Genomic DNA, 16,166 nt, shown 5'->3' with positions numbered 1-16,166 from the left:
AAACTAAAAGAATTAAACAATGATTTTAACAACCACAAACAACATCGAAAACTTTAAAATAGCAGATTATTTAGGAATTGTAACTGGTACAGCTTACGACTCTAGTTATTCTTCAAATGGAAAAAAAATGTCATTTACAGATATGTTTAGTATGGCTAAATACTATGAAAAATATACTTTAGCATTAGAAACTATTAAAGAAAAGGCATTTCAAAATTTAAAAGATAATGCTATTAAATTAGGTGCTAATGCTGTGGTAGGCATTCAGTTAGATGTAGAACCTTTAGCTAATTCTGCTACACTTTTAGTCTCTATAACTGGAACAGCTGTAAAAGTTGGTGAAATATCATAGTAATTTTTATAAATTAGTTTTACATATTTGCCACAATAAAAAACAAAAAAAGTCTTTATAATGGTATACTTATTGATTTTAGGTTATTAATCAAACTATAAAATAATGAAAAAATTACTAAATATATTTTTATTTCTAATAGTAGTTTCTTGCTTTTCTCAAACAAAAATTACTAAAAATTTAGGAGATTTCTCCATTTTAAAAGTTTATAATGGCATAGAAGTAGAACTCATAAAAGCAGATGAACAGAAACTTGAAATTACTGGAAAGAAGTCTGAAAAAGTAAAAATAAAAAATGTAAATAATACGTTGAAAATTTCCTTACCTTTTTCTCTAAAACCAGATAATAATTCAGCAAATGGCGAAATAATTATTAAATTATATTACAAAAATAACATAGCTGTTATTGATGCTAATGAAGGTTCACTAATAACTGGTGAAGAGATAAAACAAGATAAATTAGAAGTAAATGCTCAAGAAAGAGCTTTTATAAATTTAATTGTAAAGACAAAACATTTAAAAGTAAGAACTTCTTCTGGTGGTACTATAAAGTTGGCAGGTTCAACAAAAAATCAGAATGTAGATGTAGATTTGTATGGAACTTATAATGGCTTTGATTTAAAAGCTACTACCAACTCTACTGTTAAAGCTGGTACAGGAGCAAAAGCAGAAGTTTTTGCGGGTGAAACCCTAAAAGCTAAAGTAAGTTTTGGAGGTTCAATATTTTATAAAGGAAGTCCAGAAATAATAAAAGATAAAAAAGTAATAGGAGGTATTATTCAAAAAAGAGATTAATAAATTCCTTTTTGTATCTTTGTATTATAAATAAACAAAAATGATTAGTCAGCATATATATTTAGCAGTTCCAGGAGGTTATTCAATAATTTTAATTGTAGTAGTTGTATTATTATTATTTGGAGGTAAAAAAATACCTGAATTAATGAGAGGTTTAGGTGGTGGAATTAAAGAATTTAAAAAAGCATCAAAAGATGAATCTAATGATAAGATAGAAGAAAAAAGCTAACTTCTATTTTATTTTATAAATAATAAAAACTCTATTTCAATTTGAAATAGAGTTTTTTTGTTAAAAATAAAATTCCCCAACTTTATTCTGGGTAAATATACAATCGAAAAAATTTCAAATAAAAATTAAGTTACGAAAAGGAAGGTTTTAAAGCCTTTTGTTACGAAAAGGAAGGTAATTTTTGTTTTAATGACAAATTTGTATAGGTTTTGTTGTGTATTTAAACCTTTTTAATCTAAAAATACTCTTATTGCTTTAATAAATCTGTGATTGAAGTTTTACTAAAACTTCTAGATACAGGAATATTAAATGATATTAAATCTGATTGTAACAAGTACCCTCTTGCATTACCACTTACTTTAGTTATATAGTTAGTATTAATAATATAAGATTTATGACATCTAACAATATTACTGTATTTTTTTAAGTGTTCTACAGTCTTATTAAGTGTTATTCTTAACACTTTTTCTTCTAGCTCATTATTATTATTTTTTATAAAAAAACTAGTATAATTTCCTTGTGAAGTAATATAAATTAAGTCATTAATTATGAACTCAAGTTCTTCATTCTTATTTTTAGATTTTATATGAACAGTTTCATTAATTTCTACAATTTCAATTTTTTTATTGACACTATTTTTTTGAGCATTAATTTCTTTTGCTTTATACTCTCTTTTTTCTCGTAATATTTTTTCATTCAAATAAAGACCAAATAAAATAGGAAAAGTACCTACCAAAAAAGAATAGTATATAAAAGTTAGGTAACTAATGTGTGGTATCCCTTTATTTAATTTAAATAAATAACCATTATACCATAAAATAGATCCTAAAGATAGAATAACAATAAATATTAAAACAATATTCCTTCCAATTGTCCAATTATCTTCGTTAAAATAGTTTTTAAATAAAAGAGGAAGAACATTAAGAATAGTAAAATTACCAACAAATGTGATGATGCCTATACTTAAAGTATATACAAAAATATAATTTTTAAATGTTGATAACGTAAAGGGTTGAAAAAGATAAAGGAATAAGAAAACAAGAAACCCAAAAACTAAACTTAATTTAAATTTAAATTTAATTGATGGGTTAAAATAGTAAGGTTTTTGTAACCAATTATTTAGTGACTTTAGCATGCAAAATATTTTTTTACGTAAAATAAAAAAATCATTTTTAACAGACTAATTATTTTTCATTCTTATTTTTTTTAGATTGTTTCATAGCTTCACCAATTTGATTACTAGCAGTAAAACTTGCTACCATATCATTTAGCATTTGACTACCAGCTTGTGGTGAATTAGGTAGTAAAATTAAGTTACTATTTGTTTCTTGTCCTATAGATTGTAAAGTATCATAATGCTGTGTTACCACAATTAGAGCTGAAGCTTCTTGGCTATTAATACCAACTTTATTTAATACTTCTACAGATTCTTCTAAACCACGCGCAATTTCACGTCTTTGATCTGCGATACCTTGTCCTTGTAAACGCTTGCTTTCTGCTTCTGCTTTTGCACGTTCTACAATTAAAATACGCTGAGCATCTCCTTCAAATTGTGCAGCTGTTTTTTCTCTATCAGCAGCATTAATTCTATTCATTGCCGCTTTTACTTGTGCATCAGGATCGATATCTGTTACTAACGTTTTAATAATATCATAACCATAATCTGTCATATATTCTTGAAGTTCTCTTTTTACAGCGATTGCAATATCATCCTTTTTTACAAAAACATCATCCAACTTCATTTTTGGTACTTCTGCTCTTACTACATCAAATACAAACGATGTAATTTGATCATGTGGATAATCTAATTTGTAAAAAGCATCATACACCTTTTCTCTGATTACTTTATACTGAACAGAAACTTTTAATTTAACAAAAACATCATCTAAAGTCTTCGTTTCAATAATTACATCTAATTGTTGAATTTTTAAAGTGAGTTTACCTGCAATTCTATCTACCAAAGGTATTTTCATCTGCAAACCTGAATGGCGAATGCTTTGAAATTTTCCAAAACGTTCAATTACAGCTGCTGTTTGTTGTTTTACAACAAAAAATGCAGCAAATAAAATAACAACAGATATAACAATAATCAAAATATAAAAAGGTGGCATAATAATATTTTTTAAAGTGAATAAAAGTTTTATGTAAATATACAGAAAACAACAATTATAAATATGACGCTTTTTATTGAGAATGTTACGTTTTTAACGAAAAAAATCCTGATACTAAATGTATCAGGATTCATTTTTTATTTTTCTACTTCTTCTTTAGGGAAAACTTTATACAATTTTCTATTGTATTTAATCCATTTTTTATATTGTTTTTCTGATAGTAATCCCTTTAATTTTTTGTCCAATTTTAAATCTTCAATTTTTAAACTTTCAGATATTGGCTTCAAATTTTTTGTCATAGTTTCATTTACTCTTTTTTGATCTGATAAATCACCAGTTTTTCTAGCATTTCTCTGAAAATTTTCAACCATTTCTTTGGTGGTTTTTAGAGTAAAACTGTTAATCCTTCTCAAATCTTTTATCTTTTTATTATACACAGTAAGTGTTTTAGAAAAAGCTTTACCAACATCAGAAGACAATTTTATTTTTGATTTTTTTGCTGCTTTTTCTATATCATAAACAACAATACCAAGATATTTTTCTACTTCATAATTAGGTTCTGGTGGTTTTTGTTGAGTTTGAGGCATTTGTCTTTGACGTTGACCTCTCATTCCTTGATTACCAAACTGGCTTTGTGCTATAAAGCTTGTAAAAACAAAAAGTAAAAAGATATATTTTTTCATAATTAGATTTTTTCAATTGCGTTTTCGATTCTTTTTATAGTTTCTTCTTTGCCAATCATTGCAATAATATCAAACAAATGAGGCCCAGCTAATTTACCAACCAAACTTAAACGTAAAGGTTGCATTACTTTACCAAAACCAATTTCCTTGCCAGAAATCCATTTTTTGATAATTTTTTCTGTATTTATTGATGAAAAATCCTCAATTTCTGAAATTACAACAATTAACTCTTGCATTAATTCAGGAGTTCCTTCTTTCCAGTTTTTCTTTGTATTTTTTGCATCATATTCAGTTGGGGCTTCAAAAAAGAAAGATGACAATTCCCATAAATCTTCAACAAAAACAGCTCTTTCTTTTACAGATGCAACTACTTTTTGTACATAAGATTTATCAGAAACAGATTGCTTCATTTCATTCGTAATGACAATTCCTTTTTCATTTAAAATTGGGATAAACAATTCAGTCAAAACTTCATCAGATTTTGTCTGCATATACTGTTGTTGAAACCACTTTGTTTTATCTGGATTAAATTTTGCACCAGATTTAGAAACACGTTTCAAATCAAACTCTTTAATCAATTCATCCAAAGAAAATAGTTCTTGTTCAGTACCAGGATTCCAACCTAAAAAAGCCAACATATTTATAAAAGCATCAGCAAAATAACCATCCTCTCTGTATCCACGTGAAACCTCATCTGTTTTTTCATTAGTATAGGCTAAAGGAAATACTGGGAAACCTAATTTATCTCCATCTCTTTTGCTTAACTTTCCTTTACCAAAAGGTTTTAAAATTAAGGGTAAATGAGCAAATTTTGGAGCTTTCCAATCAAAAGCTCTGTATAATAAAGAATGCAGTGGAAGTGAAGGCAACCATTCTTCTCCACGAATTACATGGCTAATTTCCATTAAATGATCATCTACAATATTTGCTAAATGATAGGTTGGCATTCCATCACTTTTAAATAAAATTTTATCATCTAAAGTGTTGGTCTCAATTTTTATTGTTCCACGAATTTCATCCTTTAAAATTAAAGTTTCATCTTGTGGTGTTTTAAAACGGATTACATAGTTTTCTCCAGCATTAATTCTATTGTGAACTTCATCATCAGTTAAAACTAAAGAATTTACCAAACGTCCTTTTTCACGATTGTGCCAATTATAGATAAAGGTTTTTCCTTCAGCTTCGTGTTGTTTTCTATGTGCATCAAGTTGTTCAGAAGTATCAAATGCATAATATGCCCATCCTTTATCTAAAAGGATATTTGCATATTTTTGATACAAATCTTTACGTTCAGATTGTCTGTAAGGTCCAAAACCACCATCTTTTTCTGGACCTTCATCAAAAGGAATAGTACACCAATTAAGAGCATCTATAATATATTGTTCTGCATTGGCCACATAACGTGTTTGGTCTGTGTCTTCTATTCTTAAAATAAAAGTACCCTTGTGTTTTTTAGCAAATAAATAATTATATAAAGCTGTTCTAACACCTCCAATATGCAAAGGTCCTGTAGGACTTGGTGCAAAACGAACACGAACATTAGATTCCATTTTTCTATTGATTTTTAGAAATGCAAAGATACTTTACTATAATCATAAAAAAAAGCCTTTAAAAAAGGCTTTTACAATAGCATTAATATGTTAGATAAAATTAAAACTTACGATAAACCCCAAATGTTAAAGCTGCTTGCTTAGCGACATTATTCCCAAAAAAAGCACCACCAAAACCAGCTGTAATTCCAAAATTATCTGTAAATTCTCCTATTCCTTTAAAACCAAAAGAACCATATTCTTGATCGTTTACGTATAAACTTGTTATGTTTTGTTGAACAGGTAAAGCCACATTACCATTTTCAAGAGATTTTGAAATATCTAAAAAACCTATTAACCAGATTTTTTTACCAAGTTTTCTACCAATTTCACCACCAATTTTAAAGTTAGAGCTGTAATCATTGGTTCTAATATCTGCACCAACAAAACCTTGAATATATGTTTTTCCAAATCCTCTACCAGCTAAAAAAAGTGGCGTAAAAGACCAAGCATCATAACCCGTTCTAATTCCTGAAACTGCATCTAAAGAACTTGTATTTGCTTCTATAGAAAACTGCCCAGAAAGCACCCAGTTTTTATTGTAAAAATTGTGCTTTAAGCCTAAAGAGATATTTCCCAAAGCATTTGTATTATAATCTTTTCCACAATCTCCTGAACAATCAATTCTAGGGTCTTCAAAATCGCTAACAGAAATTAATTTTAAAGGAAGGTTTACCAATAAAGAAGTTTTATCAGACAAACCATATTCACCAAAAATTTGTAGGGTATTATCGGAATAAGTTCCAAAAAGATTTTGATCTGTATCACTAAAAATTGCATCGTAATTAGGAATAGTTGTAAACGAAAGCTGTGTATATGCTTTCCCTTTTTTTTGTGTCCAAGGGCTTTGAGAAAATACACTTATTGATAGTGATAAAAATAGAAGTTTGGTAAAATTTTTCATTTTTTTGATATTTATAAAACGTTAGTAGTTGTATTTTATAAATACTTACAAATCGATTTAACAATTATTTTATTGATGATATTCTCAAAAGCTGTATTTTTATTTGTTGATTATGAGCGAGTTTAAAAACATAGAGCAAAAATTACATCAGTTTACAAGAAAATATTATACAAATGAGCTTATAAAAGGTACCATTTTATTCTTTTCATTAGGGTTTCTGTATTTCTTTTTTACCTTATTTTTAGAGTATTTTTTATGGTTGAAACCTACTGCAAGAACTATTTTATTTTGGTTATTTATTGCTGTTGAGGTTTTTCTGTTGATAAAATTCATAGCAATCCCTATTTTTAAGTTGATAGGATTCAGAAAAGGAATTTCACTAGAAGAGTCATCAAAAATTATAGGAAATCATTTTCCAGAAGTAGAAGATAAACTCTTGAATGTTTTGCAACTAAAAGAAAATGCAAGCCAATCTGATTTAATTTTGGCAAGTATCAACCAAAAATCAGCAGCATTACAACCCATTCCTTTTGTAAAAGCAATAGATTTTAAACAAAACAAGAAGTACTTAAAATATGCAATTGTGCCTATTTTAATTTATGTAATTAGTTTATTTACAGTTAGTAATGGCTCACTTACTCAAAGTTTAGAACGTGTTGTAAATCATAGAACTGCTTATAATCCTCCTGCACCTTTTGCATTTTCTTTAGAGAATACAAGTTTACAAGTTATTCAAGGAAAACCAATTACAATTACATTAAAAACAGTTGGAGAAGTGATTCCAAATGAAGCTAAAATCATTTTTGACAACCAACAATATTATCTTCAAAATAATGGAAATGCTTCTTTTTCATACACATTTTCTGATGTTCAAAAACCAATCAATTTTTATGTAGAAGCAAATGGTGTTCAGTCTCAAGATTATCAAATTGATGTAATTGGCACACCAACTATCAATAACATTTCTTTGGAGTTAAAATATCCAAGATATTTAAGAAGAAAGAATGAGAAGATTCAGAATTCTGGAAATTTAACAGTTCCTGAAGGCACAAATATTACTTGGAATGTAAAAACTACTCAAACTGATACTGTTTCATTTATCAATACCAATAAAAGAGAAAATTTTACAAATATTGATACTAATACTTTTGAATATAAAAAACGAATTAGAAAAGCATTGAATTATCAGATTTCGTCATCAAATGAAAATCTACAAGATTATGAGAATTTACAGTTTTCTGTGGATGTTGTAAAAGATGAATATCCATTAATTTCTGTGAGTTCAAATATTGATAGCATTTCACGTGGAACAGCACAATTTGCAGGTCAAATTTCTGATGATTATGGATTACGAAAGTTACAATTGGTATATTATGATGAAGATCAGCCAGAACAAAAGCAACGTTTTGATATTCAAATAAGTAAGCAAAATATTCAAACCTTTTTCTATCAATTTCCTGATGGATTGAATCTAAAAAAAGGAACTAATTACGAAATATATTTTCAAGTATTTGATAATGATGGAGTTAATGGAAATAAAAGTGCAAAAAGTAAAGTTTTTAATTACAGACAAAAAACTGAAGATGAAGTAGAAGAGGAGTTACTAAAAGAACAAAGAAATACAATTAATGATTTAGAAAATTCCATCCAAAAACAAAAAAAGCAACAAGAGCAGTTAGAGAATATTCAGCAAGATTTACAGAATAAGAAGAGCATCAATTGGAATGATAAAAAGAAGGTAGAAAGTTTTATAAAGCGTCAAGAACAATACAAAAAAATGATGCAAAGACAAACTGATAAATTGCAAGAAAATTTAGATGAAAAAGAAGAGAAAGACAAATCACTTCAAGAGAAAAAAGAAGATTTAAAAGAACGCATTAAGGAGCTTAAAAAGTTAGAAAAACAGCAAAAATTGTTGGATGAAATCCAGAAAATGGCAGATAAACTAAACAAAGAAGATTTAGTGAAAAAAGCCAAAGAATTAGCACAACAAAACAAACAGCAACAGCGTAGTTTAGAGAAAACTTTAGAAATGGTAAAACGTTTTTATGTAGAGCAAAAAACGATGCAAATTGCCAATAAAATTGATGAATTATCAAAAAAACAAGCAGATTTAGAAAAGAGTGAAGAAAATACTTTAGAAGCGCAAAAAGAAATTAAAAAGGAGTTTGATGACATCAAAAAAGAGTTAGAAGAACTAGATAAAGATAATGAGCAGTTAAAAGAACCAATGGAATTGCCAGATGTTGAAGATGAAAAAGAAGATATAGATAAAGAACTAAACAAATCAGAAGAAAGTTTAGAAAATCAAAACCAAAAAGAAGCAAAAAACAGTCAACAAAAATCATCAAAAAAGATGAAAGAAATGAGTGCGAAAATGCAAAAATCGATGATGGATATGCAAGGAGAGTCTATGGAAGAAAATATGGAAGACTTGCGTAAAATTCTCGAAAACTTGGTTATTTTCTCTTTCCAACAAGAACAGTTGATGAATAAATTCTCTGAAACATCAACCACACATCCAGATTTTGGAAAGGACTTAAAAAAGCAAAATCAGATTAAAACCTACTTTGAACACATAGATGATAGTTTGTATGTTTTGGCAATGCGTGTTCCAAAAATATCATCAAAAATTCAAGATGATTTATCTACTGCTCATTATAATTTAGATCAATCTTTATATAATTTTTCTGAAAATAGATTTAATAACGGAATTTCGAATCAACGTTATGTAATGACTGCAACCAACAATTTAGCAGATTATTTGAGTAATATTTTAAACAATATGAAAAATAGTATGTCTATGAGTATGGGAAAAGGAAAGAAAGGAAAAAGCCAAGGTTTTAGTTTACCAGATTTGATTAAAAAGCAGGAAGGTTTATCTAAAAAGATGAAAGATGGTATGAAGAAAGGTCAAAAACCAGGACAAGGAAAAGAAGGGAACAAACCAGATTCACAAGGAAAATCAGGAGAAAAAGGAGAGAAAGGAAACAGTGGTAAAGATGGCAAAGGAAGTAAATCTGGAGAAAATGGCAAAAATAATGGAGAAGGAGAAGGGAACTCTAATGATGATTTAGATGGCGAATTGTATGAAATTTTCAAACAACAAAGTCAATTAAGGCAACAGTTACAAAATGCCATAAAAGAAAGTGAAAACGGAAAACCTGGAGGAAATGGAAATGCTAAAAAAGCATTAAAAACAATGGAAGAGTTAGAGAATGAAATTCTTGAAAAAGGGTTTAATGGAGCTACATTTCAAAAAATGCAAAACTTAAATTACGAATTATTAAAGTTAGAAAAAGCTGCTTTAGAACAAGGAAAGGATAAAAAACGAAAGTCAACCTCTAATCAAAAAGAACAACAACGTAATAAAGCAAAAGCAATACAATTCAAAAAGCAGTTTTACAATCAAATAGAGATATTAAACAGACAATCCTTACCTTTGCAGCAAAATTATAAAAAGAAGGTCAGAGCGTACTTTTCTGATCAAAAGAAATAATCAATGATAACGTTTAATTACGAAACTGAATTTGCTCTAAAAGAAGAAAAATCTTCAGAGATTTGGATTGAAAAAGTAGCAACAAAAAAAGGTTTTGAAGTTGGAGAAATCAATTATATTTTTTGTGATGACGCCTATTTACATAAATTAAATGTTGAATTTTTACAACATGATACATTAACTGATATTATCAGTTTTGATAATTCTCTGGGAAAATTATTAAATGGAGATATTTTTATTTCTGTGGAAAGAGTAGGAGACAATGCTAAAGATTTTAAGGTTTCTTTTGAAGAAGAGTTGCATAGAGTAATGATTCATGGAGTTTTACATTATATGGGTTTAAAAGATAAAACTGATGATGAAAAACTAGCAATGAGAAATGCGGAAAACGAAGCTTTATTAATTTTAACTAATTGATAATTAAATAAATAAGATAAAAGTTTCACGTGGAACTATAATATAATGAGTTTATTTTCAACAACATATGATGTAATTGTAGTAGGTGGAGGTCATGCAGGAAGTGAGGCAGCAGCAGCAGCAGCAAATATGGGTGTACACACTTTATTGATTACAATGAATTTGCAAAACATTGCACAAATGAGTTGTAATCCTGCAATGGGTGGAATTGCAAAAGGACAAATAATAAGAGAAATTGATGCATTAGGAGGTTATAGTGGAATTGTAACTGATAAGACAGCAATTCAGTTTAAAATGCTGAACAAATCTAAAGGGCCTGCAATGTGGAGTCCAAGAGCACAGTCTGACAGAATGCAATTTGCTGAATGTTGGAGAATAATGTTAGAGCAAACTGAAAATTTAGATTTTTATCAAGATTCTGTTACTGGTTTATTGTTTGATGAAAATAAAATTATTGGTGTAAAAACAGCTCTAGGTTTATCTGTAAAAGCAAAAACTGTTGTAATCACAGCTGGTACTTTTTTAAATGGACTGATTCATATAGGTGATAAAAGTTTTGGAGGTGGTAGAGCAGGTGAAGGAGCTTCCAAAGGAATTACTGAAGATTTAGTTGCGAAAGGTTTTGAGGCTGGAAGAATGAAAACAGGAACACCTCCAAGAGTGGATGGAAGATCTTTGGATTATTCTAAAATGACAGAACAACCAGGAGATGAAAACACAGAGAAATTCTCTTATTTACCTATTACAAAAAACTTAACAAAACAACGTTCTTGTTGGTTGACGTATACAAATCAAAAAGTACATAATTTGCTACGTGAAGGTTTTGATAGGTCTCCAATGTTTAATGGTAGAATTAAATCTACAGGACCAAGATATTGCCCATCAGTAGAAGACAAAGTTGATCGTTTTGCAACCAAAGAAAGACATCAAATTTTTGTTGAACCAGAAGGTTGGACAACTTGTGAAATGTATGTAAATGGGTTTTCTACATCGCTTCCAGAAGATATTCAAGATAAAGCCATAAGAGCTATAGAAGGTTTTGAAAACGTAAAGTTTTTTAGATATGGTTATGCAATCGAGTACGATTATTTTCCACCAACACAATTGACACATTCTTTAGAAACAAAGTTGATAGAAAACTTGTTTTTTGCAGGTCAAATTAATGGAACAACAGGATATGAAGAAGCAGGAGCTCAAGGTTTAATGGCTGGTGTAAATGCTGCTTTAAAAGTTCAAGAAAAAGAACCTTTTATTTTAAAAAGAAATGAAGCTTATATAGGTGTTTTAATAGATGATTTAATCACAAAAGGTACAGAAGAACCTTATAGAATGTTTACCTCTAGAGCAGAATACAGAACTTTATTAAGGCAAGATAATGCAGATTTAAGGTTAACTGAAAAAGCTTTTAAACTTGGTTTGGCTTCTCAAGAAAGAATGGATTGTGTTTTAGAAAAGCAAAGAAAAACAGATTTGTTGATTCAGTTTTTAGAAAAAACTAGTGTTAAACAAGATGAGATAAATCCTGTTTTAGAAGGGAAGAATTTGGCTTTGGTAAATCAATCTATGAAGCTGTTTAAAATTGCTGCAAGACCACAATTAAGTTTTGAAGATTTTGCAACCATTAAAAAATTAAGTGAATTTATTGAGGAAAATAATATCGATAAAGAGATTATTGAACAAGCAGAAATACACCTTAAATATTCGGGTTATATAGCTAAAGAAAAGAGTAATGCTGATAAGTTAAACAGATTGGAAAATGTAAAAATTCCATCAGCTTTTAATTATCAAAAAGTAAAATCTTTATCTTATGAAGCAAGAGAAAAGTTAAGTAAAATTCAACCAACTTCAATTTCACAAGCCAGTAGAATTAGTGGTGTTTCTCCAAGTGATATTTCTGTTTTGTTGGTTTATATGGGTAGATAAACTTATGATGTTCCTCGTGGAACAATTTAATATTTATGTCAAAAAAAATCGGCTTTTATAAAAATTTAGAACCTTATTTAAAGTGTAAAGATTATACAGTTTCAGGTGAAGAGTATCAAGTGATGTTTAATAATGAATTTGATATGTTGGTAACAGTTCCAGTTCCAAAAAATTTAGCTGATTATTATAAAAGTTCAGCTTATATTTCACATACAGATTCTAAAAAATCATTGTTTGATAAAGTATATCAAACTGTAAAAAACATCACTTTAAAAAGAAAATTAAAACTAATCAATTCTTTTAACACCGATTCAAAAAACATTTTAGATGTTGGAGCAGGAACAGGAGATTTTTTAAAAGTATGTAAAAACAATTCTTGGAATGTTTTTGGAACAGAACCAGATGCTGGAGCAAGAAATATTGCAGCAAGAAAAGGAATTATTTTGCAAGAAGATTTATCAAAAATTGCAAATCAAAAATTTGACGTCATTACACTTTGGCACGTTTTAGAACACGTAGAAAACTTACAAGAATACATACCAACTTTAAATAATTTACTATCTGATACTGGAAAATTAATTATTGCTGTACCTAATTATAAAAGTGATGATGCAATTTATTATGGTAAGTTTTGGGCAGCTTTTGATGTGCCAAGACATTTGTGGCATTTTTCTCAAACTTCAATTTCTAAATTATTTGCAGAAGTAAATATGAATGTTGAAAAAACACTCCCAATGAAATTTGATGCTTATTATGTTTCTTTATTAAGTGAGAAGTATAAATCAGGAAAAATGAAACCTCTTGCTGCTTTTTTTAGAGGTTTTCAATCCAATATGAATGCAAAATCAACAAAGGAGTATTCTTCTTTAATTTATGTGCTTCAAAAGACATAAAAAACGATTTTAGAAAGTGTATTTTTAGTTTTTATCATGTCAATATAGAAATACATTATCAAAAAAAGAAAAGAGCTTAAAAAGCAAATTTTAGACCTTTTAACTATAAGTATTAGTTATTAAAAACTAAAAATATGATAGTTTTTAGCTATTTAGTAAGTAAACGCCCCAAAGCGTAATTATAAAATAGACAGCTAAACTCATTGCTCCTGCATAATCTTTTGCCAAACGTTGTCCGATTAATAAAAAAATTAAAACAACTGCACAAAGCTCTGTTCCTAATAAAGCTATTTCCTTTACTCCAGATGTGTATAATTGATAAACACCAAACAACATTAAAAACCCAGCAACAATCTCTAAAACTAAAATGATGCCGAGTAAAAGAGGTACACTATTTTTTAAAGGAGAGTTTTTAAAATGATCAGAGATAAACGATACATTTCCTTTCCAGTCTATCAGTTTGTCAATTCCAGATTGTAAGAATGTTACAATTAAAAAAAGGAGTACTAAAACTTCTGTAGGGTAATTAGATAATAATTTCATTTTTTAGTAATTATTTATTAAACAAACGTTGAAAAAAACTTTTAGACTTTTCTTTAACTTCCTTAATTTCATGTTTTGCATTTTCTGCTAAATCAGCAAGATGTTCTGCAGTTTCACTAGCAAATTCGCTGGCATTTTCTTTTACTTCATCAAAAGTACTTTTGGCTTCAGTGGTAAATTCATTTGCTTTTTCTTTAGCTTTATTAGAAAACTCCTCCGTTTTCTGTTTTACTCTTTCTAGATTTTCATCGGAAAGTGCCTCATCAACCTTTTCTTTACAAAATCTAAAGCATCTTTTGTATCATCAACAAATTCAGTAGTTTTTTCTTTTACACTATCGATAATATCTTTTTTCCTTTTTTATTATTTCTGTTTTCCATAATTGTATTATTTAAAGGCACTATCTATTGGCTCCCATAATTCAATTTTATTACCTTCATTGTCTAAAATCCAGCCAAATTTACCATATTCAAACTCTTGCATTTCACCAACAATAGTAACTCCTTCTTTTTTTAATTCTGTTAACAATTCAACTAGGTTTTCAACTCTATAATTAAACATAAAGTCTTTTTTAGAAGGCTCAAAATAATCTGTTTTTTTTGCAAAAGGACTCCATTGTGTAGAGCAATCATTTCCGTCTTTGTCTTTCCACCAAAAAGTACATCCCCAATCATCAGTATTAAAGCCTAAATGTTTTTTATACCAGTCTTTTGATGCTTTTGGGTCATCACTCTTAAAAAACAAACCACCAATTCCTGTAACTCTTTTTTTCATTTTATTTCTTTTTTAAGACTGTTTCATAAGTGTTAATCCATTCATTTACAGACACTTTTCTAACTAATTCAGCAATTAATTCGTAAGGTATTTCTTCTAGTTTTTTAAAACGGATACAGCTTTTACCCATATCTAGTTTTCGTTTACAGTATTTTGGATATTCAGAAACAAACCAATTGTGTAGCTCTTGGTTTGCGTAAATACCTGAATGATAAAAGTTTACAGAATTTTTTTGCGAAGCAAAACTCATAAAAGGCAAAGGTTCTTTAGGGTTACAATGATAACCATCTGGATAAACAGAATGAGGCACAAAATAGCTAATAAAGCTGTATTGCATTCCTTCTTCAAAGCCTTCTGGTAAATTATCTTTGATGGTTTTTCTTAACTTATTTAGGGTTTCCTTACGTTCTTCAGGAACTTGATTTATGTATTCTTCAGGCGAATTAGCTTTGTACTGCATAAATTTTATTTTTTACGTTGTAAGATGATTCCAGAAATTAAAGAAATTATAAACCCTAGTATTGTTACTAAAACTAGCATAAATAATGCTGCTGTTGTGCTTGTCATTTTTACAATTTCATGCTCTTTACCTTGGTCTATTAATTTTTGTTCATAATTTACAAAAAAAGAGGGATTTATAAATTTTGTATAAACAAAATCTGCAACTGCAATTCCTAGCCCAACTAAAACTGCAATTAAAAGCCCTATTTGAATTGCTTTTCCAAATGATATAAAACCATTATTTTCTTTATCTCTATAATGTTTTATCCCAAAGAAAATAAAAGAGAGTGATAGAAATATAGAAACATAACCTAATATTTCATTGGTTGAGTAATCTAAATTATCTATTCCAAAAAACAGATGAATAGAAAATATAACAAACCCAACAATTAAACCATAAGAACCAAATTTTAAAACTGTACTTTTCATTTCTGTAAAAATTTAAATTATTTCATCGAAATTAGAAAATGGGTAAAAAACATCAGTCATACTAAAGTACCAAAATGGATATTTAATACTTAAATGTACTAATTTTAAATGATTTGGAAAGATTTTGCAATCTGAACAGCTTCTGTTCTTCTTTTTGCATTCAATTTTACGAGAAGATTAGAAACGTGTGTTTTTATGGTACTTTCAGACAAAAACAAGGTATCAGCAATTTCTCTGTTAGACAAACCTTCTGCTATTTTTTGTAAAACTTCATACTCTCTTTTGCTAATTTCAAGTGATTCAATTTTTTTGTAATCTATTTCAATTGGCAATAAACCTGGCTTTTGTAGACTCTTTTTATGGATGAAAATCCCCACAAAAAAGAAAACAATCGCTATTACAGCAATAACAATTTCTGTCTGTAAATTATTAGAAACTAAAGCATACTTACTCAACTGAAAAAGCAATAAAATTGCTAGAATTAGTAAACTAAAAACAAGAACTGTTTTTTTCATTGCAGCAAT

General features: G+C 28.4%; 17 protein-coding genes. 7 read left to right on the top strand and 10 right to left on the bottom strand.

The window, feature by feature from the left end:
* The first annotated feature begins 19 nt into the window (after nucleotides 1-19).
* The 3 genes from BTO18_RS12640 to tatA all read left to right on the top strand — a co-directional run bounded on the left by BTO18_RS12640 (nucleotide 20) and on the right by tatA (nucleotide 1,376).
* On the top strand, nucleotides 20-352 hold the full coding sequence (locus tag BTO18_RS12640) for a YbjQ family protein (RefSeq protein WP_105016568.1): 333 nt from the start codon (nucleotides 20-22) through the stop codon (nucleotides 350-352).
* A gap of 105 nt (nucleotides 353-457) precedes the next feature.
* Nucleotides 458-1,147, top strand: a complete 690-nt coding sequence (locus tag BTO18_RS12635; protein ID WP_105016567.1) for a head GIN domain-containing protein — start codon at nucleotides 458-460, stop codon at nucleotides 1,145-1,147.
* Between the two features lie 40 nt (nucleotides 1,148-1,187).
* On the top strand, nucleotides 1,188-1,376 hold the full coding sequence (gene tatA, locus BTO18_RS12630; protein WP_105016566.1) for a twin-arginine translocase TatA/TatE family subunit: 189 nt from the start codon (nucleotides 1,188-1,190) through the stop codon (nucleotides 1,374-1,376).
* Nucleotides 1,377-1,623: 247 nt separating this feature from the next.
* On the opposite strand, the gene BTO18_RS12625 is transcribed toward tatA, so the two are convergent.
* From BTO18_RS12625 to BTO18_RS12605, 5 genes are all read right to left on the bottom strand, one after another.
* Nucleotides 1,624-2,511 carry a LytTR family DNA-binding domain-containing protein gene (locus BTO18_RS12625; protein ID WP_105016565.1) on the bottom strand — a complete coding sequence of 296 codons (888 nt, stop codon included), beginning with the start codon at nucleotides 2,509-2,511 and terminating at the stop codon, nucleotides 1,624-1,626.
* A gap of 49 nt (nucleotides 2,512-2,560) precedes the next feature.
* Nucleotides 2,561-3,487, bottom strand: a complete 927-nt coding sequence (locus tag BTO18_RS12620; RefSeq protein ID WP_105016564.1) for an SPFH domain-containing protein — start codon at nucleotides 3,485-3,487, stop codon at nucleotides 2,561-2,563.
* A 137-nt stretch (nucleotides 3,488-3,624) separates the two neighbouring features.
* The gene (locus BTO18_RS12615) at nucleotides 3,625-4,170 is read right to left on the bottom strand and encodes a hypothetical protein (protein WP_105016563.1); all 546 of its coding nucleotides are present in this window, start codon (nucleotides 4,168-4,170) and stop codon (nucleotides 3,625-3,627) included.
* A 2-nt stretch (nucleotides 4,171-4,172) separates the two neighbouring features.
* Nucleotides 4,173-5,720, bottom strand: a complete 1,548-nt coding sequence (gene gltX, locus BTO18_RS12610) for a glutamate--tRNA ligase (RefSeq protein WP_105016562.1) — start codon at nucleotides 5,718-5,720, stop codon at nucleotides 4,173-4,175.
* Between the two features lie 100 nt (nucleotides 5,721-5,820).
* Nucleotides 5,821-6,663 (bottom strand): hypothetical protein, encoded by an 843-nt coding sequence (locus BTO18_RS12605; RefSeq protein WP_105016561.1) that lies wholly within the window; start codon nucleotides 6,661-6,663, stop codon nucleotides 5,821-5,823.
* Between the two features lie 112 nt (nucleotides 6,664-6,775).
* On the opposite strand from BTO18_RS12605, the gene BTO18_RS12600 reads away from it, so the two are divergent.
* From BTO18_RS12600 to BTO18_RS12585, 4 genes are read left to right on the top strand one after another with little or no spacing between them, the layout of a single operon-like run.
* Nucleotides 6,776-10,162: a DUF4175 family protein gene (locus tag BTO18_RS12600; protein ID WP_105016560.1), complete on the top strand. Its 3,387-nt coding sequence runs from the start codon at nucleotides 6,776-6,778 to the stop codon at nucleotides 10,160-10,162.
* 3 nt (nucleotides 10,163-10,165) lie between these two features.
* Entirely contained in the window at nucleotides 10,166-10,579 is a 414-nt protein-coding gene (gene ybeY, locus BTO18_RS12595) for an rRNA maturation RNase YbeY (protein WP_105016559.1), read from the top strand.
* A 45-nt stretch (nucleotides 10,580-10,624) separates the two neighbouring features.
* Complete coding sequence (mnmG, locus tag BTO18_RS12590) at nucleotides 10,625-12,502, top strand: tRNA uridine-5-carboxymethylaminomethyl(34) synthesis enzyme MnmG (protein ID WP_105016558.1); 1,878 nt, start codon at nucleotides 10,625-10,627, stop codon at nucleotides 12,500-12,502.
* Nucleotides 12,503-12,537: 35 nt separating this feature from the next.
* Nucleotides 12,538-13,395 (top strand): class I SAM-dependent methyltransferase, encoded by an 858-nt coding sequence (locus BTO18_RS12585; protein WP_105016557.1) that lies wholly within the window; start codon nucleotides 12,538-12,540, stop codon nucleotides 13,393-13,395.
* A gap of 144 nt (nucleotides 13,396-13,539) precedes the next feature.
* On the opposite strand, the gene BTO18_RS12580 is transcribed toward BTO18_RS12585, so the two are convergent.
* The 5 genes from BTO18_RS12580 to BTO18_RS18145 all read right to left on the bottom strand — a co-directional run bounded on the left by BTO18_RS12580 (nucleotide 13,540) and on the right by BTO18_RS18145 (nucleotide 16,157).
* Nucleotides 13,540-13,938: a DoxX family protein gene (locus BTO18_RS12580; RefSeq protein ID WP_105016556.1), complete on the bottom strand. Its 399-nt coding sequence runs from the start codon at nucleotides 13,936-13,938 to the stop codon at nucleotides 13,540-13,542.
* 387 nt (nucleotides 13,939-14,325) lie between these two features.
* On the bottom strand, nucleotides 14,326-14,712 hold the full coding sequence (locus tag BTO18_RS12575; RefSeq protein WP_105016555.1) for a VOC family protein: 387 nt from the start codon (nucleotides 14,710-14,712) through the stop codon (nucleotides 14,326-14,328).
* A 1-nt stretch (nucleotide 14,713) separates the two neighbouring features.
* The gene (locus tag BTO18_RS12570) at nucleotides 14,714-15,172 is read right to left on the bottom strand and encodes a DUF1801 domain-containing protein (protein WP_105016554.1); all 459 of its coding nucleotides are present in this window, start codon (nucleotides 15,170-15,172) and stop codon (nucleotides 14,714-14,716) included.
* Nucleotides 15,173-15,177: 5 nt separating this feature from the next.
* Nucleotides 15,178-15,642 carry a DUF4199 domain-containing protein gene (locus BTO18_RS12565; RefSeq protein ID WP_105016553.1) on the bottom strand — a complete coding sequence of 155 codons (465 nt, stop codon included), beginning with the start codon at nucleotides 15,640-15,642 and terminating at the stop codon, nucleotides 15,178-15,180.
* 104 nt (nucleotides 15,643-15,746) lie between these two features.
* Nucleotides 15,747-16,157 carry a response regulator transcription factor gene (locus BTO18_RS18145; RefSeq protein ID WP_105016552.1) on the bottom strand — a complete coding sequence of 137 codons (411 nt, stop codon included), beginning with the start codon at nucleotides 16,155-16,157 and terminating at the stop codon, nucleotides 15,747-15,749.
* Between the last annotated feature and the right edge of the window lie 9 nt (nucleotides 16,158-16,166).

It is taken from the genome of Polaribacter porphyrae (assembly GCF_002954685.1).
GTDB classification, from domain to species: domain Bacteria; phylum Bacteroidota; class Bacteroidia; order Flavobacteriales; family Flavobacteriaceae; genus Polaribacter; species Polaribacter porphyrae.
This window is presented reverse-complemented; position numbering and strand designations above follow the sequence as displayed.

Coding starts and splice junctions, on each gene's coding strand:
- BTO18_RS12640 (WP_105016568.1), top strand. CDS start 20: ATGATTTTAACAACCACAAACAACATCGAAAACTTTAAAATAGCAGAT.
- BTO18_RS12635 (WP_105016567.1), top strand. CDS start 458: ATGAAAAAATTACTAAATATATTTTTATTTCTAATAGTAGTTTCTTGC.
- tatA (WP_105016566.1), top strand. CDS start 1,188: ATGATTAGTCAGCATATATATTTAGCAGTTCCAGGAGGTTATTCAATA.
- BTO18_RS12625 (WP_105016565.1), bottom strand. CDS start 2,511: ATGCTAAAGTCACTAAATAATTGGTTACAAAAACCTTACTATTTTAAC.
- BTO18_RS12620 (WP_105016564.1), bottom strand. CDS start 3,487: ATGCCACCTTTTTATATTTTGATTATTGTTATATCTGTTGTTATTTTA.
- BTO18_RS12615 (WP_105016563.1), bottom strand. CDS start 4,170: ATGAAAAAATATATCTTTTTACTTTTTGTTTTTACAAGCTTTATAGCA.
- gltX (WP_105016562.1), bottom strand. CDS start 5,720: ATGGAATCTAATGTTCGTGTTCGTTTTGCACCAAGTCCTACAGGACCT.
- BTO18_RS12605 (WP_105016561.1), bottom strand. CDS start 6,663: ATGAAAAATTTTACCAAACTTCTATTTTTATCACTATCAATAAGTGTA.
- BTO18_RS12600 (WP_105016560.1), top strand. CDS start 6,776: ATGAGCGAGTTTAAAAACATAGAGCAAAAATTACATCAGTTTACAAGA.
- ybeY (WP_105016559.1), top strand. CDS start 10,166: ATGATAACGTTTAATTACGAAACTGAATTTGCTCTAAAAGAAGAAAAA.
- mnmG (WP_105016558.1), top strand. CDS start 10,625: ATGAGTTTATTTTCAACAACATATGATGTAATTGTAGTAGGTGGAGGT.
- BTO18_RS12585 (WP_105016557.1), top strand. CDS start 12,538: ATGTCAAAAAAAATCGGCTTTTATAAAAATTTAGAACCTTATTTAAAG.
- BTO18_RS12580 (WP_105016556.1), bottom strand. CDS start 13,938: ATGAAATTATTATCTAATTACCCTACAGAAGTTTTAGTACTCCTTTTT.
- BTO18_RS12575 (WP_105016555.1), bottom strand. CDS start 14,712: ATGAAAAAAAGAGTTACAGGAATTGGTGGTTTGTTTTTTAAGAGTGAT.
- BTO18_RS12570 (WP_105016554.1), bottom strand. CDS start 15,172: ATGCAGTACAAAGCTAATTCGCCTGAAGAATACATAAATCAAGTTCCT.
- BTO18_RS12565 (WP_105016553.1), bottom strand. CDS start 15,642: ATGAAAAGTACAGTTTTAAAATTTGGTTCTTATGGTTTAATTGTTGGG.
- BTO18_RS18145 (WP_105016552.1), bottom strand. CDS start 16,157: ATGAAAAAAACAGTTCTTGTTTTTAGTTTACTAATTCTAGCAATTTTA.